17 protein-coding genes are annotated in these 18,922 nt (G+C 65.0%); 6 read left to right on the top strand and 11 right to left on the bottom strand.

The window, feature by feature from the left end; translation table 11 throughout:
* Positions 1-215: 215 nt before the first annotated feature.
* The 6 genes from otsA to VGH68_RS08185 all read right to left on the bottom strand — a co-directional run bounded on the left by otsA (position 216) and on the right by VGH68_RS08185 (position 5,167).
* Positions 216-1,646, bottom strand: coding sequence for an alpha,alpha-trehalose-phosphate synthase (UDP-forming) (gene otsA / locus VGH68_RS08210; RefSeq protein WP_331603077.1), 1,431 nt, complete (start codon positions 1,644-1,646; stop codon positions 216-218).
* 225 nt (positions 1,647-1,871) lie between these two features.
* The gene (locus VGH68_RS08205; protein ID WP_331603076.1) at positions 1,872-2,084 is read right to left on the bottom strand and encodes a hypothetical protein; all 213 of its coding nucleotides are present in this window, start codon (positions 2,082-2,084) and stop codon (positions 1,872-1,874) included.
* 214 nt (positions 2,085-2,298) lie between these two features.
* A complete protein-coding gene (locus VGH68_RS08200) occupies positions 2,299-2,547 on the bottom strand; it encodes a hypothetical protein (protein ID WP_331603075.1) in 249 nt (82 codons plus the stop codon).
* A gap of 248 nt (positions 2,548-2,795) precedes the next feature.
* Positions 2,796-4,196: a sigma-54 dependent transcriptional regulator gene (locus VGH68_RS08195; protein ID WP_331603074.1), complete on the bottom strand. Its 1,401-nt coding sequence runs from the start codon at positions 4,194-4,196 to the stop codon at positions 2,796-2,798.
* A 286-nt stretch (positions 4,197-4,482) separates the two neighbouring features.
* Entirely contained in the window at positions 4,483-4,737 is a 255-nt protein-coding gene (locus VGH68_RS08190) for a hypothetical protein (RefSeq protein ID WP_331603073.1), read from the bottom strand.
* A gap of 112 nt (positions 4,738-4,849) precedes the next feature.
* Positions 4,850-5,167, bottom strand: coding sequence for a DUF883 family protein (locus tag VGH68_RS08185; protein WP_331603072.1), 318 nt, complete (start codon positions 5,165-5,167; stop codon positions 4,850-4,852).
* A 369-nt stretch (positions 5,168-5,536) separates the two neighbouring features.
* Between VGH68_RS08185 and VGH68_RS08180 the strand changes: the two genes are divergently transcribed.
* The 3 genes from VGH68_RS08180 to VGH68_RS08170 all read left to right on the top strand — a co-directional run bounded on the left by VGH68_RS08180 (position 5,537) and on the right by VGH68_RS08170 (position 8,170).
* Positions 5,537-6,595 carry a sigma-54 dependent transcriptional regulator gene (locus VGH68_RS08180; protein ID WP_331603071.1) on the top strand — a complete coding sequence of 353 codons (1,059 nt, stop codon included), beginning with the start codon at positions 5,537-5,539 and terminating at the stop codon, positions 6,593-6,595.
* Positions 6,596-6,986: 391 nt separating this feature from the next.
* Positions 6,987-7,574: a hypothetical protein gene (locus VGH68_RS08175; RefSeq protein ID WP_331603070.1), complete on the top strand. Its 588-nt coding sequence runs from the start codon at positions 6,987-6,989 to the stop codon at positions 7,572-7,574.
* Positions 7,571-8,170: a hypothetical protein gene (locus VGH68_RS08170; RefSeq protein ID WP_331603069.1), complete on the top strand. Its 600-nt coding sequence runs from the start codon at positions 7,571-7,573 to the stop codon at positions 8,168-8,170. The genes VGH68_RS08175 and VGH68_RS08170 overlap by 4 nt, the downstream gene beginning before the upstream one ends.
* A 69-nt stretch (positions 8,171-8,239) precedes the next feature.
* Here the strand turns inward: VGH68_RS08170 and VGH68_RS08165 are convergent, their stop codons facing one another.
* The gene (locus VGH68_RS08165) at positions 8,240-9,586 is read right to left on the bottom strand and encodes a nitrate/sulfonate/bicarbonate ABC transporter ATP-binding protein (RefSeq protein WP_331603067.1); all 1,347 of its coding nucleotides are present in this window, start codon (positions 9,584-9,586) and stop codon (positions 8,240-8,242) included.
* Positions 9,587-9,605: 19 nt separating this feature from the next.
* On the bottom strand, positions 9,606-11,357 hold the full coding sequence (locus VGH68_RS08160; protein WP_331603066.1) for an ABC transporter permease subunit: 1,752 nt from the start codon (positions 11,355-11,357) through the stop codon (positions 9,606-9,608).
* Positions 11,358-12,175: 818 nt separating this feature from the next.
* Between VGH68_RS08160 and VGH68_RS08155 the strand changes: the two genes are divergently transcribed.
* Together VGH68_RS08155 and VGH68_RS08150 are read left to right on the top strand one after the other, a co-directional pair.
* Positions 12,176-13,870: a diguanylate cyclase gene (locus tag VGH68_RS08155; protein WP_331603065.1), complete on the top strand. Its 1,695-nt coding sequence runs from the start codon at positions 12,176-12,178 to the stop codon at positions 13,868-13,870.
* Positions 13,871-14,098: 228 nt separating this feature from the next.
* A complete protein-coding gene (locus VGH68_RS08150) occupies positions 14,099-14,365 on the top strand; it encodes a hypothetical protein (RefSeq protein ID WP_331603064.1) in 267 nt (88 codons plus the stop codon).
* Between the two features lie 75 nt (positions 14,366-14,440).
* Here the strand turns inward: VGH68_RS08150 and VGH68_RS08145 are convergent, their stop codons facing one another.
* Together VGH68_RS08145 and VGH68_RS08140 are read right to left on the bottom strand one after the other, a co-directional pair.
* Positions 14,441-15,757 (bottom strand): ATP-binding protein, encoded by a 1,317-nt coding sequence (locus VGH68_RS08145; protein WP_331603063.1) that lies wholly within the window; start codon positions 15,755-15,757, stop codon positions 14,441-14,443.
* Complete coding sequence (locus VGH68_RS08140) at positions 15,741-16,466, bottom strand: response regulator (RefSeq protein WP_331603062.1); 726 nt, start codon at positions 16,464-16,466, stop codon at positions 15,741-15,743. The genes VGH68_RS08145 and VGH68_RS08140 overlap by 17 nt, the downstream gene beginning before the upstream one ends.
* 219 nt (positions 16,467-16,685) lie before the next feature.
* Here VGH68_RS08140 and VGH68_RS08135 point away from each other — a divergent pair, with 219 nt between their 5' ends.
* The gene (locus tag VGH68_RS08135) at positions 16,686-17,219 is read left to right on the top strand and encodes a periplasmic heavy metal sensor (RefSeq protein WP_331603061.1); all 534 of its coding nucleotides are present in this window, start codon (positions 16,686-16,688) and stop codon (positions 17,217-17,219) included.
* Between the two features lie 244 nt (positions 17,220-17,463).
* Here the strand turns inward: VGH68_RS08135 and VGH68_RS08130 are convergent, their stop codons facing one another.
* Positions 17,464-18,174 (bottom strand): pirin family protein, encoded by a 711-nt coding sequence (locus tag VGH68_RS08130; RefSeq protein ID WP_331603060.1) that lies wholly within the window; start codon positions 18,172-18,174, stop codon positions 17,464-17,466.
* Between the last annotated feature and the right edge of the window lie 748 nt (positions 18,175-18,922).

Raw genomic sequence — 18,922 nt, 5'->3', positions numbered from 1 at the left:
ATCGACCGAGTTGCTTGCGCGTAGGCGTGCACGGTGAGATACGGCGCCGCATGCCGGTACACGATGGCGGATACGGCGTATGCGCCGCAATGCAAAAAGGCGCGCACCGCACTCCGCGATGCGCGCCCTTCATTTTTTCCTGCCGTGGTACCTGACAATCAGGACGTGACCGGCATGCGCGCCGCCCGCAAACCGCGCGGGCCGCGCCCGTCCGCCTACGACGACGATGCCGTCACGTCAGCGAGCTTTACCGCTTTGGCCGTCACCGACGATGCGGTCGCGACGTTGCGCAGATCGTCGAGCAGCGAATCGCGCCACACCGACAGGTTGTTCTCGCGCAGCGGCTTCATCATGTCCGCGTGACGCGCCTGGCGCTCGGCGAGCGGCATCGACAACGCGCGCTCGAGCGCTTCGGCCATCTGCGACAGATCGAACGGATTGACGACGAGCGCGCCCGGCAACTGCTCGGCGGCCCCCGCGAATTGCGACAGCACGAGCACGCCCGGATCGGCCGGGTCCTGCGATGCGACGTATTCCTTGGCGACCAGATTCATGCCGTCGCGCAGCGGCGTCACATAGCCGACCTGCGACTGGCGGAACAGCGCCATCAGCAGATTGCGTTCGTACTTGCGGTTCAGATACTGGATCGGTGTCCAGTCGAGTTGCGCGAACCGGCCGTTGATGCGCCCCGCTTCCCCTTCCAGCGTTTGCCGGATGCGCTGATAGGTCTGCACGTCCGCGCGAGTCGGCGGCGCGATTTGCACGAGCGACACGCGGCCGTGCCAGCCGGGCGCGTTCTGCAGCAGCCGCTCGAATGCCTGAAAGCGCTCCACCAGCCCCTTCGAATAGTCGAGCCGGTCGACGCTCATGATCAGCTTGCGCCCGCGCATGCCGTCGCGCAGGCTGCGTACGGGCTTGCGATCGGTGAACTGCTCGGCGGCCTTCGCGATTGCATCCGGATAGATGCCGATCGGATATGCGCCCACCTTCAGGAAACGGTTGAACGCGTGCACCATGCCGTCTTCGCTTGATGTGCCGTGGTGGCCGCGCTCGATATAGTCGACGAACGACTGGCGGTCAGCCTCGGTCTGGAAACCGATCACGTCGTAGCTGCACATCGCCTTCACGAGTTCGTCGTGCGGCGGAATCGTGCGCAGCACCTCGGGCACCGGAAACGGAATGTGCAGGAAAAAGCCGATCGGATTTTTCACGCCGAGCTCGCGCAGCTCGCGCGCGAACGGCAGCAGATGGTAGTCGTGCACCCAGATGATGTCGTCGGGCCTCAGCAAGTCCTTGAGCTGCTTCGCGAAGATGGTGTTCACGCGCAGATAGCCCGCGTATTCGTCGCGATCGTAGCGCGACAGGTCGTTGCGGTAGTGGAAGGTCGGCCACAGCGTCGTGTTCGAGAAGCCGCGGTAGTACTGGTCGTAGTCGCGCTTGGTGAGGCCCACCCTCGCGTACGTCACGTTGCCCTGTTTCTCGATCACGGGCGCGGACGACTCGCCGACGGTTTCGCCGCTCCAGCCGAACCAGACTCCGCCGGTTTCCTTCAGCGCGTCGAGCACGCCGATCGCAAGCCCGCCCGCCGCCGGGCGCGCCTCCTGGATCGGTGCGACACGATTCGATACCACGATCAATCTGCTCATTGGTGCTCCATTGTTTCGTTGTATGCGGACATGCGCCAAATCGGTGCACGCAAATCACGTGCCGATTATCGAGATACGGGGAAGAAATTTGTATGCAAATGTGACAGCGGAAGCCGGAGCTCGCGCCTTCTACTAATCGCGAAGAAATTCTTTCCCCGGCCGCATAAAACCGGAAATCTTTCCACGGCGCCCACTTCCGCGGCGGTGCCGCGCCGCTGGCCGCGTTCAGGCGTCCTGCTCCGAGCCGAGATCGCGCTGGTATTCGAGACCTTCGCGGCGCACTCCACCCTGGTTGTGCTCGCCGTCCGGCGGGGCATCGGGAGCAATTCGGTTTTGTTCGGCCGGATCCGGCGAGACTGCGGGCTCCGTTTTGCCGTCGCCCTGTTTGGGCCCGCGCTTCGCATGCCGCGCGGAACGTCGCAATGCGGGATGTCTCATGATCGATGCCTCCGGGGAAGCCTGCCGCGTGTCGCGGCATCCCTACAGTGTAGGGGGCGTGACGGTAATTGCCGGTAAAACATGCGCCGGGCTTGTAACAACTACATCGATTCGCTGCACCGCACCGCGGTCCGAACCAAACGGCCGCAGCAAGTCGGGCGGCGCGTCACGCAACGAGCGCCGCGTCCGGACTCGGCCTTGTCGGCGCGGCGCGTCAACCCTGCATCGGCAACTGCGAACGTTCGCCGGCCTGCGGGGTTTGCGTCGGCTGCGGAGGTGGGTCACCGATCGGCGGTGTCGCCGGTACATCAGGATCGATCGGTTCGGGAGTCGGGCCAGGGACCGTGTCGGGCTCGCCGGGGTCCGGGGGGGCGGTGGGAGGCGCCGCGGGCGGCTCGATCGGCTCTGGCCGGTGAGCGCGCTTGGGCAGGAACGGCGCGGGTGCGGCAGCGTATAGCGGCATGTCGATAACCTCGTTTTGCGTTCCATCGGAACACAGCAAGGCACGTGCCGTCGACGCCGACCGCGCGGCGTGGCAGGGATCAGCCTGAGCAGCGCGAAAGCCGGCGCCTGGCGCGGACGGTTCGTCGACGCCTTAGACCGATCACCAACCGATCCCCAACTGGTCCGCCGTCGATCTCGCACGCCGACCGCGCGCGCAATCAATGCGAGCGAACAGATGCCGATCGATGACGGGCCAGCCCGCTCGAATCAGGCGTCCGCGCCGCCCAGAGCGCGCGATTCGTCGGTGGCATCGCCGTCGTCGCGGGCATCGTTGCCATATTCGACGAGGCGGTTGTACAGCGTCTTCAGGCTGATGCCGAGAATTTCCGCCGCGCGCGTCTTCACGCCGCCGCATTGTTCGAGCGTCGCGAGAATCAGCTGACGATCCGCTTCGGCGAGCGACGTGCCGAACGGAATCGTGATCGTCGTACCGGCCGCGGGCTTCGACAACGTGATCTGCAACGGCACGGTCGCGGTGCTGTCCGAATCCGTGCTCGACATGATGTGCGCGCGCTGCACGTAATTCTTCAGTTCACGCACATTGCCGGGCCATGGATACGACAGCAGCATCTCCTTCAGGGCGACCGGGAAATGCTTCTTCGTGCCATGGCGTTCGTTGAGTTCGTCGAGGAATGCCTGCGCGAGCAGTTCCACGTCCTTGCCGCGATCACGCAGCGGCGGCAGGCTGATCGGAAATACGTTCAGCCGGTGATAGAGGTCGAGCCGCAGCTTGCCTTCGAGCACCGCCTGCTCCGGGTCGCGATTGGTGGCCGCGATCAGGCGTACGTCGGTTTCGATTTCCTTGGTGGTACCGACGCGCATGAACATGCCGGTTTCGAGCACACGCAGCAGCTTCACCTGCAACTCGATCGGCATCTCGGTGATTTCGTCGAGGAACAGCGTGCCGCCGTTCGCGCGCTCGAAGTAGCCCTTGTGTTGCCGGTCCGCGCCGGTGAACGAACCGCGCTCGTGGCCGAACATCTCGGATTCGATCAGGTTCGGCGAGATCGCGCCGCAATTCACCGCGAGAAACGCGTGCTTGCGGCGCAGGCTCAGCTCGTGCAGCGTCTGCGCGGCGACTTCCTTGCCGGTACCCGATTCGCCCACCAGCATGACCGACGCCGCGGTCGGCGCGACCCGGCTGATCTGATCGTAGACTTCCTGCATGGCCGGCGAATTGCCGAGCATCAGGCCGAAACGGCCCATGCGGCGCAACTCGCCGCGCAGCGTGCCGATCTCGGCCTTCAGGTCGCCGGCACGCGGCAGACGCGACAGGATCGCCTTCACGCGCTGCATGTTGATCGGCTTCACGAGGTAGTCGGTCGCGCCCATTTTCAGCGCGTTGACCGCCGACTCCACCGTCGCATGACCGGTGATCACGATCACTTCCACGCCGGAGCGCGGATCGAGATCTTCGAACAGATCGACCCCGCTGCCGTCGGGCAGCTTGAGATCGGTGAATACGACGTCCGGCATCTGCCGGACGAGTTGAATTCGCGCTTCGCGCAGATCGCCCGCGGTGGCGGTGGTCAGTCCGTCTTCGCCGATGATGGCGGACAGCGCCTCGCGGGTACTTGCGTCGTCATCGACAATCAGTACATGTGGCATCGCGTTTCGAAAACCTGCAAGCGTGGGTGTGGAAGCGAAGCATGCCGATATGCATGCTGCAAGGAAGACCGACGGCAGCGCACGCGCGTGCGCTGGGTGTACGTCGGCCCGTCATTTAATCGAAAATTGCAACAACGACACGACATACGACGCCAAACCCTCGGTCATTGTTGTGTATTTATCGATTATACGACTTTATTGACATTATTTAACCATGCTACCCAGGTGGGTCCCGCCATTGACGCGCAATGCGCTGATGTCGCCAGTATCTTGCGGCCGTGCAGTGTCAGCCGCGCGGAAATGGCCACGCCCGGTCCTGGCGATTCGCCTGGCCAGAGCCGTTGGTACTCCTGGCGGCCGGCGCGGCCGTCGTCACCTCGCCTGGGCGCGCGGCCACCACCGCGCCGCCTTCGTTTTCCCAGCGGTTCAGTTCCCGTGCCGGCGAGAGCTGACCCGTGCGTTTCTGCTGCACATAGCGAACCGCCAGAAAGCCGCCGAGCGCCATCAATGCGCCAAAAATGCCAATCGTGGGTCGTGCCATCGTGAGCTCCTTGTCATGAGTCTATGTGAAGAGTGCGCGAATCAGCCGATGCGGGCGCGACCAGGCGTGCGCCCAACTGCAAGCCACTGCACATCGCCTGGCGTGCCCGCGTCTAACGCGCGACCAGCACCCCCAGCAGAAAGCCGGTGCCCGCCGCGATCGCGACCGACCGCCAGGGGTTATGACGCACATAGCGCTCGGTGCCGACTGTCGCTTCGCGATAACGGCGGTGGGCGCCGCGTTGCGCGTCGCCGAGGGCCGACTGCAGCGTCTCGACATGGGTGCCGAGCCGCTCGCGCAACGCGCCGACGCTTTCGCCCGGCACGTTGGCCGCCAGACGCAGCATTTCCTCGGAGTCCCTCAGCAGCACCCGGAGATCTTCGACGAGCTTCTGGCCGCCGAGTGCAAGTTGTTGTGTGGTGTCAGTCATTGTTCGCTCCTCGTCTGTTCGGCGTTCTTGCGGACTTCGCGACATGCGAGCGCCGGTCAACTGTGTCGTCCACGCGTTGCTCAGCCGGCGATCTCGATCGCTGTTAAAGACTCACACGAGTCGATGAGTCGGTCAATCATGCAAACCATGTGCCCGGTAAATGCGGTGCGCTAACGCAATTTACGAAAGCAGCGCAGCGCAAGTTCGACCGATTGCAGCCACCGGTATCTCGCTAATTGCCGGTTCGATTGCCGGAAACAGCGTCGAAGTGGTTAAATCGTTCTTTATGAGATAGTGGCTGTACGGTCTATCGCGTTCAAGGCCTGCGCTGCGCAGTATCGAACTTCATTTGCACAGGACTCCCCGTTTATGCCGTCAATCGATCTGGACCCGCCCATCGTCTCCGCTGCCGGCAATGCTTCGCCACAAACGAAGCAGCGCGTAGCGGACGGCGTCGCGGGACTGAAATCGTACGGGCTGCTGTATGGCTCGTCGCCGGTGATGCTGGATCTGTACGAGCAGATCGAGCGCGTCGCCGATACCGACGCGACCGCGCTGATCATCGGCGAATCGGGCACCGGCAAGGAACTGATCGCCCGCACCATTCACGAGCGCAGCCGCCGCAAGGACGGCGCGTTCGTCGCCGTGAACTGCGGCGCGATTCCCGATGAACTGATTGAAGCCGAGTTGTTCGGTCATGAGAAAGGCAGCTTCACCGGCGCGGTGCAGGGCCGCATCGGCTACTTCGAACATGCGAACGGCGGCACGCTGTTTCTCGACGAAATCACCGAAATGGCGCCGGTGCGTCAGGTCAAACTGCTGCGCGCGCTCGAAACCGGCACGTTCTATCGGGTCGGTGGCAATGAACTGATTAGCGGCGACGTGCGCGTGATCGCGGCGACCAATCGCGACCCAGCCGTGGCGGTCAAAGAAAACGGCTTGCGCGAGGATCTAATGTACCGGCTCGCGGTCTTTCCGTTGCGCGCGCCGCCTCTGCGCGAACGCGAAAACGACCGCGAACTGCTCGCGCAATACTTCCTCGCGCAACTCAATCGGCAGGAAGGCACCCACAAGAGCTTCAGCAAACGCTCGATCGAAACGCTGCGCGCATGGTCGTGGCCGGGCAACGTGCGCGAGCTGAAAAACGCCGTGTACCGCGCGTTCATTCTTGCCGAGAAGACCGTGGAATTGCCCCATCCGCATCTCGCGTCGCGGGTCAAGAAAGCGGTCACCCAAGGCGACTCGATGAGTGTATGGATCGGCACGCCGCTCGCCGATGCGCAGAAGCAGATCATCCTCGGCACGCTCAAACACTGCGGCGGCGACAAACGGCGTGCGGCCAAAGCGCTCGGCGTCAGTCTGAAGACGCTGTACAACCGGCTGAGCGCCTACGGCGACGAAGGCGGCGAACAGGAAGTCGAGCAATAAGACTCGTCGCAGTGCGAGTGGCTGCCAACCGTCCCCCGCTTATCGATTATCGTCATCGCATTGCCGAGTGCGGGGCCCTCGCCAAGGGCATTCGCGTTTGTAATCGTGCCGCGTTTAGCGGCACGTTACGTTCACCGCGGCCATTCGCACTTCAGGAATAACTACCCGCTTGCCAAAAGGCGTGGGCTCCATTTACCTGGCAGCGCCAGGAATGTCCGTCCGCGGTTAAACAGAAAACCGCGGAGCGCGCACAGTGTTTTGCAATTTCTTGCATTTTTCCGGTGCCAATTACAAATCGCATCCTGCACAATGCGGCAGCGAATTGAACGGCCTGCCGTTCGTTTACATCCTCACGGGTGATCGACGGCACTTGTAGAGCAGGAACAACAGAATGCAAAACAACCCAGCGTGCGCCGGTAACGCACGATCCATTGTCAACGGCAGAGGCCCTCGCGCAACCGTGCCCATGGTACTGGTCGCACTCGCGGTCATCGTCTCGTCCGCATTGAGCGGCTGCAGTTCGCTTTACTCGGAAGGCGCGGTAGCGGGCGCGGGTATCGCAGGTGCGTCGGTCGCCAGCAAGGTCACCAGCAATGCAGCAGTCGCAACCGGTATCGGGCTCGGCGCAGTGGCCGCGGCGCGCGCGGGCGTGCAGTACTCGGAGCGCGTAGTCCACCGGAACACCCAGAACAGCATCGCGCAGGCGGCCGGTCCGCTCGATATCGGCGCGGTCGCGCCGTGGAGCATCACGCACTCTTTCCCGATCGAAGACGACGAACATGGCCGCGTGACGGTCAGCCGGCTCATCAGCACCGGTGCGCTCGACTGCAAGGAAATCGTCTTCTCGATCGATCAGACCGCGAAGCAGAACACGCCGGCCAGCAGCTCGTTTTTCATCGCGTCGATCTGCCGCGACGGCCAGAACTGGCGTTGGGCGTCCGCTGAACCGGCCACCGAGCGCTGGGGCGCCTTGCAATGACGGCACGGCCCACTTTGCCGCAAGCGTCGCCTGAATCGACGCGGCGCGGCTCGCCCCACATCGCCCGGCGGCGCACGCCGCCTCTCTCAGGCAATCGGCTGCGGCTCTTCGCCGCCAGCGCGCTATGCGTCGGCGCGAGCCTGCTCGCGAGCGGCTGCGCGTCGATCGGTGCGGCAAGCGGCGCGGCCGCGGGTGTCGCGTCGGGTATCGTGACCAGCAACCCGGCCGTCGCGCTCGGCGTCGGCATCGCGGTGCAGGCTGCCACCGACGAGGTGGTCGCCCGCTACATGCGCAACATGCACCAGGACCAGCAGGATCTGATGGCGGCGCTGGTCGGCACAATGCCGGTCGGCGAAACGCGTCCGTGGTCGGTCAAGCACACGTTGCCGATCGAGAACGGCCACGGTCAGGTGCGGGTGACCCGCACCGTGGACTCGGCTCTCGCGCAGTGCAAGGAATTCGTGTTTTCGGTACAGGACGGCGACGGCCCGAATGCGCCCGAGACGTGGTTCACGGCGAGCGCGTGCCAACAGGACAAGGGCTGGAAGTGGGCGACGGCCGAACCGGCGGTCGACCGCTGGGGCAATCTGCAATAAAACAACGGCGAGGCCTGAATCGACCTCGCCGCTTGCTCCCTGAAGCACAGTCCTTCCGACAAACGTCGCTTACGACTCCACGTCTTCCAGGCTGAAAATTTCGGTCTGGTCGTTATACGAGAAGATCTCGCCATAGCGGCCCCAGTTGATGACCGCGTCGAGGGTTTCCTCGGCGGCGCTGTCCGACAGGAAGTCTTCCAGCTCCTGCTCGAAGCGCACACGCGGCGCGCGATGCCCGGGCCGCTCGTTGAGCACCCTCTTGATCCGAGCCGCGAGCGGCACGTGCCGCAGCAGATGCTCGGCGAACATCATCTTGCGCTCCTGGGTGCCGAACTCGGCGAACACGCGCGCCGGCGGCGTCAGAAAAATATCGCCTTCGCGCACGTCCGCAAACCCGAGGTGTTGCAGCACTTCGGCGATCGGAAACAGGTCGTCCACTTCCAGATGCAGCGAGCGCGCGATTTCGGGCATGTCCGCGCGGCCGTGATACGGCGCGGCGGCGAGCGTCTCGATCAGACCGGCCATCAGGTTGGTCGACACGTGCGGCAGCCAGCTGTGCAGCTCCAGCCCCTTGCGGGTTTTTTCATCGGTCTGGCGCGCGGTCATCTTCGCGTAGATTTCGTCGACCAGACGCCGGAACGCCGGGTCCAGACGATTGCGCGGATGCTTGAACGGCACCTTGATTTCGGCGATCACGCGGCCCGGATTCGACGACAGCACCAGAATCCGGTCGCACATGAACACCGCTTCCTCGATGTTGTGCGTGACGATCAGCACCGCCTTGATCGGCATACGGCCCTGCGTCCACAGATCGAGCAGGTCGGTACGCAGCGTTTCGGCGGTCAGCACGTCGAGCGCGGAGAACGGCTCGTCCATCAGCAGCAGCGTCGGGTCGACCACCAGCGCGCGCGCGAAGCCGACGCGCTGGCGCATGCCGCCCGACAACTCGCGCGGGTACGCGTTTTCGAAACCGTCGAGGCCGATCAGGTCGATCGCGGCGAGCGCCCGCGTGCGCCGCTCGCTGGCGGCCACGCCCTGCGCCTCGAGGCCCGCTTCCACGTTTTGCAGCACGGTCAGCCACGGGAATAGCGCGAACGTCTGGAACACCATCGCGACGCCTTTCGCGGGGCCTTCGAGCGGCTTGCCCATATAGGTGACTTCACCGTCGGTCGGCTCGATCAGACCGGCGATGATGCGCAGCAGCGTCGACTTGCCCGAGCCCGAGCGGCCGAGCAAACCGACGATCTCGCCTTCGCGCAGCGACAGATTCGCGTCGTCGAGCACGAGCAGTTCGCCCTGAGTCTTGTTGAAGCCGCGGCACACGTCCTTTACGCGCAGGATTTCCTCGCCGAGGCGTGGGGGCCTCGGCGGCGTCTGGATCGGCGCGGCAGTCATAGCAGCTTTCGGAGTTTGCATCGCGTTATGCCTTCATTTCTCAATCTAGGCGGAGCTTGCCTTCGGCGTAGGCGTACATCGGACGCCACAGCAGACGGTTAAAGAGTGTCACGAACAGGGACATCACGGCGATGCCGACGATGATCTTCGGATAGTCGCCGGCCGCGGTCGTCTGCGCGATATAGGCGCCGAGCCCATGCGCGGACACCCTGGTGTCGCCCCACTGGACGAACTCGGCGACGATGCTCGCGTTCCACGCGCCGCCGGACGCGGTGATCGCGCCGGTCACGTAGTACGGGAAGATGCCCGGCAGCATCGCCTGACGCCACCATTGCCAGCCGCGGATGTGGAAGTTCTTGGCCGCCTCGCGGTAATCGTTCGGATATGAACTCGCCCCGGCGATCACGTTGAACAGGATATACCACTGGGTACCCAGCACGATCAGCGGCGACAGCCAGATGTCCGGGTTCAGGTGGAAGCGCACGATCGCGATCACGAACACCGGGAAGAGCAGGTTCGCCGGGAACGCGGCGAGGAACTGCGCGATCGGCTGGATCTTTCCGGCGAGCGCCGGGCGCAGCCCGATCAGCACGCCGACCGGCACCCAGACCAGCGACGCGATCACGATCAGCACCACCACGCGCAGCAGCGTGATCGAGCCGAGCACGAACACGTGACCGACCTCGGCGAGCGTAACGCCGGTGCGCACGTAGAGGAACACGCGATACACGACGAACACGGTTGCGATCAGGACGAGCGCCGCCCACGCGATGTCGCCGACCTTCGAACTCTTCTCGCGCTGCGGAATATGGAAGCGCGGCGCGCGGAACGCCGGCAACTGCAGGCGCACGCGCGCGGCGTGCGCGAGCATCCAGCCGAGCGGCACCAGCAGACGGTGAATCAGCCGGGTGCGGCGGATCAGGTCGAGCAGCCACGAATCAGGCGCATCGCCCGAGCTCGTGAATTCCATGCGGAACTTGTCGGCCCACGCGACCAGCGGACGGAACAGGAACTGGTCGTACGCGAGAATCACGACCGTCATCGCGAGGATCACCCAGCCGATGGCGGGCAGGTTCTTCCCGGCGATCGCCTGCGCGAGATAGGCGCCGATGCCCGGCAGCGTGATCGTGCGGTTGCCGACGGTGATCGCTTCGGACGCGACCACGAAGAACCAGCCGCCCGACATCGACATCATCATGTTCCAGATGAGGCCCGGCATCGAGAACGGCACTTCGAGCTTCCAGAAGCGCTGCCACGACGTCAGATGGAAGCCGCGCGACACTTCGTCGAGATCGCGCGGCACCGTGCGCAGCGACTGATAGAAGCTGAACGTCATGTTCCACGCCTGGCTCGTGAAGATCGCGAAGATCGCGGCAAGCTCGGCGCCGAGCACACGGCCCGGGAACATGGCCAGAAAGAACGTGACGGTAAACGAAATGTAGCCGAGCACCGGCACCGACTGCAGGATGTCGAGAATCGGCACCAGCACGAGGCCGGCGCGGCGGCTCTTGGCCGCGAGCGTGCCGTACACGAGCGTGAACACGAGCGAGGCGACCATCGCCGCGAGCATGCGCAGCGTGGTGCGCATCGCGTACTCGGGCAGGTTCGACGGATCGAGCGAGATGGCCTGGGTCTGCAGCGTCGACATCGGCGCGAGCGTTTCATGAAAGCCGATCGCCGCCATCGCGATGATGCAGATAATCAGCGGAAACGCGACAAAGTCCCAGCGGTTGGGCAGCACCCGCCATGCCGATGCATTGGCGGTGCGCTTCAGGTTGAAGCTGAAATCCATCAGATGCCCTCCCCGTCGACGCGGGCGTTCGAACGTTCGAAGGAGGCCGTGGCTATCGCACGGCGGTCTGTGGGTTGGTCCGGAAAGCGGAAATCAGGCATGGCAAAACACGCGTGCGTGGTAAATCGTTAGCGTTGGAGACACGTGGCCCGGCGACGAACATGCTCATGGACCAACCGCCCACGACCACCACCATCAGGCCGGACTGCTGTCGCCGCGGGCGCCGCCCGAAGGCCGGCGGGCTTTCCTCGTTTTGGACGGCACGACACTACACCATCCTATGTTTCAGGCACAACCTTTAGCCGCAAATTGCACTGCGTGGTCAACAAGCCCGTCCAGCAAGGCTCCGGTAAGGCGAGCCAGGCGCGCTTCGCGCCACCGCGCCACACGGTACCGCGTTGCGGCGGACTGCGGCACGTGCGCCGCGCGTCGCGCATCCGCCACGGTCGCGAATCAGCCGGAAAACCCGTACAGCTATCAAGAAACCGGCGCGGTTGCCGTTAAGAACCTGATCGGCCCGAGCCATGCAGTGCGCATCTCGGCAATAACGGTGGCATCGTGCGTCGCGACGGTTAAAATCAGGGAACGACGTACCTGTTTAAGAACAGTTGATCCCGCGCGCCGGCGGGGTGCGGCATCCGGTGTCGATCGGAGACCGGATGCGACGCACGGGCCGGCATCGGGGCCCACTGGGCGGCCAGTTCGCTGGCCGGGTCAATGGTCAGGACGACCGCCAACCGAGCGGCGGCCAACGCAGCGTCAGCACGCTGCCACGAAAGAGCAAGTTGCATGTCACAGCCAGACGGATCAGAGGGTCGATGAACAGGACGACAACCTTGCGCCAGCTAGCCGGGCCGATCAGCTTCGTGCTGATCGTACTGGCTTGCTGGTTCGTGGCAGGCATCGTCGCGGACCGGATGGTACAGCAAGAGCTGGATGCGGCGCTGCGCACGCAACGGCAGATGTCCACCTCGATCGTCGACAACATGGCCGAAGTGATCGCCAGCGACCTCGCGATGTCCCGCGCCATCCCCGCGACCATGGCCGAAATGGACCTGGTCCAGCGCGCTTTGGTGCAATCGCAGAATTATGCCGCGAACGGCGAGGCCGCGGAACCCGCGCTGCGCACCGCGTTGCTCAACAACCCGCAGATGACGGCGGTCGGCAAATTCCTGCACGACGCGCAAGGGTTCTCCGGGCTCGACCAGATCTGGATCGTCAACGAGAACGGCATCTGCGTCGCGTCGAGCACGACGGCCGGGAGTCCGGACAGCGCGCAGCAATCGTTCGTCGGCGTCGATATGCGCGCGCGTGGCTATCTGACGAGCGCGCTGCTCGGCGCGTTCGCCGAAGCCTACGGCGTCGGCCGCGGAAGCGGCGAGCCGGGCATCTTCATCGCCGCGCCGGTCTACACGAACGGGCTGCTGGTCGGCGCGGTGGTCGCGAAGGTGGGCATCGCGCGCTTGCGCCACTGGGTCGCGCATGCCGGCACCTTCGTCTCCGACGACAACGGCGTCATCATCATGGCGCACAACAGCGCGCTCGAAGGCCATGCGCTGCCCGATTCGCGCGTCACGCAGATGAGTCCCGCCGAGCGCCGCATCGTCTACCGCCGCGACACCTTTCCCGACATGCTGATCCGCGAGGACACGCAGGTGCGCGAGCAGGCGCCGTGGGTGCCCACGGCGATCGCCGGCCAGCTGTTCGGCATGCTCGACCAGGCGATGCCGGCGCTTTACCAGAACCGCAGCGGCCTGAATTCGGGACTCTCCGCGCACCTGGTCGACCCGCTCGCCGCGTGGCCCGAGCTGCTGCGCAATCACAAGCGCGACCATCTGCTGGTCTTTCTGACGCTGGCCGGCACCGTCGCGCTTGCGTGGGTGATCACCGTGTCGTACGTGCGCGAGCGGCGCCATCATCGCGCGACGCGCGACCTCGCCGAGCAATTGCAGTCGGCCAATACGCTGCTGTCGGCCGAGGCGCGACATGACGCGCTGACCGGCGCGCTGTCGCGGCGTTACTTCCTCGATCTGTTGCGCCGTGAAATCGACCGCGCGCGGGCCGGCAACGAGCCGCTGTGCATGGCGATCGCCGACCTCGACCACTTCAAGCAGATCAACGACCGCTTCGGCCATGCGGCCGGCGATCGCGCGCTCGAACATTTCGTCGATACCTGCCGCGCCGAGCTGCGCGGCTCCGATGCGATCGGCCGGCTCGGCGGCGAGGAATTCGGCCTGCTGCTGCCCGCCACCGATCTCACGGCCGGACGCGAGGTCGTCGAGCGCCTGCGCTTGCGTCTGAAAGACGTGCCGTCGCCGAAGCTGCCGACCGCGGTGGGCCTGAGCGTGAGCATCGGCATCACCGAACTGTCGCCCGACGATCTGCCCGAGCGCATCATGAGCCGCGCCGATACCGCGCTGTACGCGGCGAAGACCCATGGCCGCGACCGCACCGAAGCATTGCCGCCCGACGACACCGCGCCCTCCGCGCGTACGGCGGTGAACGCCTGGTGACACGGTACGCGCGTCGACACATGACGCGCGGCGGGATCCACTCTTTCTTTCTACTTTGCGCGGGCCGGCTGCCGGGGCGGGGCGCCTGCGCGCGCCGTGCACACCCGGCTCGATGCACCGCAAGCGCCCGAGGCCACGCTTGCTCACGGCGCCGGGCTTCGCGCAACGAAGCAGGTATGATCAATCCTGAGGTCGGGATTAACGCTATCGCTTTAACGGGAGATTCGCATGAAGGGAAATCTGGTGATCGTGTGTCGCGATCACGACGCTGATGCATTCGACCATCTGCTCGCCGAGTACGGCGCGTTCCAGACGCGCTTGTCGTCTACCGCGTGGTATCTGAAGCTGAAGGTGGCGCCGGAAGTAATTCAGGAGGAAATACTCGCGCGTCTGGGCAAATATACGACGCACTACATCTTCGAGGCGGATACGGTGACATGGAACACCGTCGATAGCGAAACGGCCAATGCGTTGAATACGCTTTTCTCGGACTAACCGCGCCACGCCTCACCGCGGCGGCGGCGCGCCGCGCCCGCATCTGGATTTCTTTCGCGACTCGCTATCGCGCCGTCACCACGCGTTTTCCGAAGCCGCCGCGACCTTGGGCAGCACGTCTAACGGAAAGCTCATCATTACGCGCAAACCGCGGCCGCCATGGTTGCCGATTTCCCACTCGCCACCGGCGCGCCGAACCAGCCGCTCGACGATCGCCAGACCCAGCCCGCTATGACCGTTACCGCCGCGCGCCGGATCGAGCCGCACGAACGGCCGGCTCGCATTGATCAGGTCCTGCGCGGCGATGCCGTTGCCCGAGTCGCTCACGGATAGCGTGAAGCCGTGCGACCTGCGCGCGGTGGCCACGATCACCGGAGGCGCGCCATACGCGTGCGCGTTGTCGAGCAGGTTCGACAGGATCCGGTCGAGCGTGGCGGCGGGCAGCACGAACGCCGGCCCGGCATGGAGCTCGGTCTGCACGGTCGGCGCGCCGGCGGCTACCGCCCGATAGCTGCGCACGACGCGCTCGCACTGCGCGTCCACTTCGACGGGGTCGCTGCGATCCGCGCCGTCGTGCGCGAACACGAGAAACTGCTCGACGATATGAGTCATCGAATCGACGTCGCGCACGACGCCATCGCGCGTCTTCATGTCGTCCATCATTTCGGCGCGCAGCCGCAGACGCGCGAGCGGCGTCTTCAGGTCGTGCGCGACGCCCGCCAGCATCACCGCGCGATCATTCTCAGTACGCGCGACTTCCTGCACCATCTGATTGAAACCATGCGTGAGCTGACGCCATTCGCGTGGACCGCGCTCGGGCACCGGTGGCACCGGCAGGCCACGGCCGAAACGCGTGACCGCCTGCGCGAGCGCGCGCAACGGCTGCTGCAGCGCCCACGCGGCAAACAGCGCCGCCATGACCGCGAACGAGAAAATTATGATGAGCCACAGCACCGTGCGATCGAGCGAGCGCGGCACCCGCAACGGCTGCACGGGGACGACGATCCAGTTGTGATCGGTTGCGGCCCGCACCCACAGCGTGGGCGGACCGCCTGGCGGACCCACCCGCACCTGCGTGCCGGCGGGCATCCGATCGCGCACATCGTCGACAAAGCGCTGCAGCGGCACCGGGATGTCGGCATTTTCCGCCGGCACCTGCGGGCTCGCCGGGTCGACGAGCTTCACGCGCGACGGCAACGGTTGATCCGGTGTACGAGCAACGTGCTGGCGCACCGCATCGACGAGAAAGGTGGCTTCCTCGACCGCGTAACGCGCCTGCAACTGCGTACGCTCGACGCGGATCAGCGCGAACCACGCGAAGTGCGACAGCATCAGCACCCCGACGACTAGCAGTGCAAGCCGCCCAAACAGGGTGTCAATGGGCCGACGCATGCTGCTCGCCGTCCGGCACGAACACGTAACCGCGGCCACGCACCGTCTGGATGAAACGCGGCGTGGACGGATCGGTTTCGAGAATGCGGCGCAGCCGCCATACCTGCACGTCGATGCCGCGGTCCGTGCCGTCGTACTCGGGACCGTGCAGCAACTCCAGCAGACGCTCGCGCGTGAGCGTGCGCATCGGGTGATTGACGAAGATCTTGAGAAGCGCGAATTCGCTGCCCGACAGAGCGAGCGGCTTGTCTTCGAGATGCAGCGTGCGCGACTGGAAATCCAGCGTGAAGCGGCCGAACGTGAACGGCTCGCGCTGCTCCGGCGCGGCCGCCGATGGCAGCGTGCGGCGGCGCCGCAGCACCGCCTGGACGCGCGCGAGCAACTCGCGTGGATTGAATGGCTTGCCGAGGTAATCGTCCGCGCCGAGTTCGAGCCCGACGATGCGGTCGACGTCGTCCGCGCGCGCGGTCAGCATGATGACCGGGATGTCGTCGCCCGACGCGCGCAGCTTGCGCAGCGCGGTGAGCCCGTCCACACCCGGCATCATCAGGTCCAGCACGATCAGGTCGGGGCGCTCGCGCTCGAGCCGGCGCTCGAGTGAGCCCGCGTCATGCAGCACCGAAACTTCGATGCCCTGACGGGCGAGATAGTCGCGCAATAGATCGCGCAATTCGACGTCGTCGTCGACAACCAGAATTTGAGTAGCCATGGAATGAAGTTTAACGCGCCGCCAAAAGGGATTTCGTTTTCCAAACCGGCTCAACAGTTACTGGGTGTTACGGTGAAAGCCGCGCGTAATGCCTGGTAATAGCGGCGCCGATGCGCGTAACACAGCATCGGGCCTGCTTCTCTACGCTGTGCCTTACCGAGTGCAGGCAGTCCACATGACCGGTTGCATCGTCGGCTATTCCATTACAAGGAGCCTCGTATGTCCACCAAAAAGATGTCGCGCGTTCTCGCCGTTGCCGCCACCGCTCTCGCTATGGGCACTGGCGCCGCGTATGCCGCGCAATCCGCCGAGCACGCCCACGGCGGCCCCGGCGGCTGGCACGGCCACTTCATGAAACAGCTCACCCAACTGCACGACCAGCTCAAGCTGAACGCGGACCAGGAAAAGCTGTGGCAAAGCGCGCTCGATACGATGAAGCAGAACCACGAAGCGATGCGCGCGAACCACAAGCAGGCGCAGGATCAGTTCAAGGCAGCGCAGCAGCAGCCTATCCTGGATCTGAACGCGATGGCCGCCACGCATCAGCAGATCGAGCAGAAGGACGCGCAATTGCGTCAGCAAACCACGGACGCCTGGCTCAAGTTCTATAACGGCCTGAACGACCAGCAAAAGACCACCGTCAGCACCGCGCTGAAGAAGCGCTTCGAGCGGATGGAACAGCGTCACGAGAAGATGCGCGAGCGCTGGGAGCATCACGAGGGCGCCGCATCGACGCCTGCCGCCAGGCAGTGAGCGGCGATAGACAACGCACGGCGGCCCTGCGCGGTCGCGTTACCGATGAAAAAACGCCACGAAAAAGATCTTACGTGGCGTTTTCATTGAGTGCCGCGGGAGTGCGACGGCTGCACTATCGCTGCATCGCGCCGGCTGCACCGCTGCTTTCGTGCGCGCGCCCGGTGCGCTTGCGGCGACCGCGTCACGCACTTGCCGCCAGTTCGTTGCCGCCGCATCGAGCGCCGCGATCGGCTTTTCCGGCTCAGCCGTTCAGCTGGCCGAGGTCGAACAGCAGCACTTCGGCGTCTTCGCCCTTTTCCAGCGTCACCGTGTCGATGTCGCTCAGCTTCGCGGCATCGCCCGCCTTTAGCGCCGTACCGTTCACGGTCAACGCGCCGCGCGCCACGTGCAGATAGGCGAGGCGCCCCGCCGGCAATTCGAACGTGGCGGTTTCTTCGCGATCGAAGAGCCCCGCGTAGATCGATGCGTCCGCATGGATCGTTACCGAGCCGTCGCGGCCGTCGGGCGACGCGATCACGCGTAGACGGCCGCGCTTGCTGTCGGCGTCGAAACGCTTTTCCTCATAGCCCGGCTGGTCGCCGGCGCGACGCGGAATCACCCAGATCTGCAGCAGATGCACGAGTTCATCGCCCGATGCGTTGAATTCGCTGTGCTGCACGCCGGTGCCCGCGCTCATGCGCTGCACGTCGCCGGGACGAATCGTCGAGCCGTTGCCCATGCTGTCGCGATGCGCGAGTGCGCCTTCGAGCACATACGTGACGATCTCCATATCGCGATGGCCGTGCGCACCGAAGCCCTGGCCAGCCTCGATGCGGTCTTCGTTGATCACGCGCAGCGGGCCGAAATGCACGTGTTGCGGGTCGCGATAGTCGGCGAACGAGAAGCTGTGATACGAGTCGAGCCAGCCGTGGTTGGCATGGCCGCGTTCTTCGGAACGGCGAATCTCGATCATGGAAAGTCTCCGGTAAATAAACAGAACGATGCGGGGGAATGTAGGGGCAACCCGGCGCATAACAATCGGCGCGGATGCACCGGACCGTTCCATCGCTGCCGGCAATCGCGGCCCGCGAACACCCGGCAGCCGGCAGCCGGCGCCCCAAAAAACTTGCCGGCGTCGCGCGTGCACAACGCCCGCTGCAGCCAGTCGCCGCGCGCTGCCGCATTGGGCTGGCGCCCAGCCGCGCTTCGGGTAAAATACCGCGCTTTTCGAGCCGCACGAGCGTTCGGCGAGCGGTTGACGGCGCGCCGGCAAGCCCCGCCGGCCGCCGTGCGACCGGCTCGCGACAGGCTTGGGCTACCGGCGAAACGCGGCGGAAGCGGTCCTGTGCGCGCGCCATGCCGGACCGGTCACCACGCGCACGACGCGACATCGCAGCGGCGCGTTATTTTTGAGCGCCTAGAATAGCGACCGTTGCGCGTCGGCCAGCGCTCCGTCGGCTCGAAACAGCACGACGCGGCCCTTGCTTCTGGCCGCGTCGACGCCGCGCCGCAGGACGTCGTGCAGGCACGCCGGCTTCGTCGGCAGGCGCAGTTGCAACACCGGGCCGTAGATTCAAACCAATTCGAGACGAAAGTCCAAAAGCGCGCTGCAGGAGCGGCAACGTTCCGGCAGCGATGATTTGCACAGCGGCATGCTGTGCGCCGCGGGTCACGGCGAGCCGAACCCTCGGCACCAACGCGGCGCAATGCGGGCCGCGTCT

Origin of the sequence: Paraburkholderia sp., assembly GCF_036488505.1 — a bacterium.
GTDB lineage: Bacteria > Pseudomonadota > Gammaproteobacteria > Burkholderiales > Burkholderiaceae > Paraburkholderia.
The sequence above is the reverse complement of the archived record's forward strand: the minus strand, read 5'-3'. Positions and strand labels throughout refer to the sequence as shown.

Excerpts from the sequence above, each read along its gene's own strand:
- VGH68_RS08170 (WP_331603069.1), top strand. The coding sequence starts at position 7,571 with ATGACGGCACGGCCCACTTTGCCGCAAGCGTCGCCTGAATCGACGCGG.
- VGH68_RS08135 (WP_331603061.1), top strand. The coding sequence starts at position 16,686 with ATGTCCACCAAAAAGATGTCGCGCGTTCTCGCCGTTGCCGCCACCGCT.
- VGH68_RS08130 (WP_331603060.1), bottom strand. The coding sequence starts at position 18,174 with ATGATCGAGATTCGCCGTTCCGAAGAACGCGGCCATGCCAACCACGGC.
- VGH68_RS08200 (WP_331603075.1), bottom strand. The coding sequence starts at position 2,547 with ATGCCGCTATACGCTGCCGCACCCGCGCCGTTCCTGCCCAAGCGCGCT.
- VGH68_RS08150 (WP_331603064.1), top strand. The coding sequence starts at position 14,099 with ATGAAGGGAAATCTGGTGATCGTGTGTCGCGATCACGACGCTGATGCA.
- VGH68_RS08195 (WP_331603074.1), bottom strand. The coding sequence starts at position 4,196 with ATGCCACATGTACTGATTGTCGATGACGACGCAAGTACCCGCGAGGCG.
- VGH68_RS08175 (WP_331603070.1), top strand. The coding sequence starts at position 6,987 with ATGCAAAACAACCCAGCGTGCGCCGGTAACGCACGATCCATTGTCAAC.
- VGH68_RS08205 (WP_331603076.1), bottom strand. The coding sequence starts at position 2,084 with ATGAGACATCCCGCATTGCGACGTTCCGCGCGGCATGCGAAGCGCGGG.
- otsA (WP_331603077.1), bottom strand. The coding sequence starts at position 1,646 with ATGAGCAGATTGATCGTGGTATCGAATCGTGTCGCACCGATCCAGGAG.
- VGH68_RS08140 (WP_331603062.1), bottom strand. The coding sequence starts at position 16,466 with ATGGCTACTCAAATTCTGGTTGTCGACGACGACGTCGAATTGCGCGAT.
- VGH68_RS08145 (WP_331603063.1), bottom strand. The coding sequence starts at position 15,757 with ATGCGTCGGCCCATTGACACCCTGTTTGGGCGGCTTGCACTGCTAGTC.
- VGH68_RS08155 (WP_331603065.1), top strand. The coding sequence starts at position 12,176 with ATGAACAGGACGACAACCTTGCGCCAGCTAGCCGGGCCGATCAGCTTC.
- VGH68_RS08185 (WP_331603072.1), bottom strand. The coding sequence starts at position 5,167 with ATGACTGACACCACACAACAACTTGCACTCGGCGGCCAGAAGCTCGTC.
- VGH68_RS08160 (WP_331603066.1), bottom strand. The coding sequence starts at position 11,357 with ATGGATTTCAGCTTCAACCTGAAGCGCACCGCCAATGCATCGGCATGG.
- VGH68_RS08190 (WP_331603073.1), bottom strand. The coding sequence starts at position 4,737 with ATGGCACGACCCACGATTGGCATTTTTGGCGCATTGATGGCGCTCGGC.
- VGH68_RS08180 (WP_331603071.1), top strand. The coding sequence starts at position 5,537 with ATGCCGTCAATCGATCTGGACCCGCCCATCGTCTCCGCTGCCGGCAAT.
- VGH68_RS08165 (WP_331603067.1), bottom strand. The coding sequence starts at position 9,586 with ATGCAAACTCCGAAAGCTGCTATGACTGCCGCGCCGATCCAGACGCCG.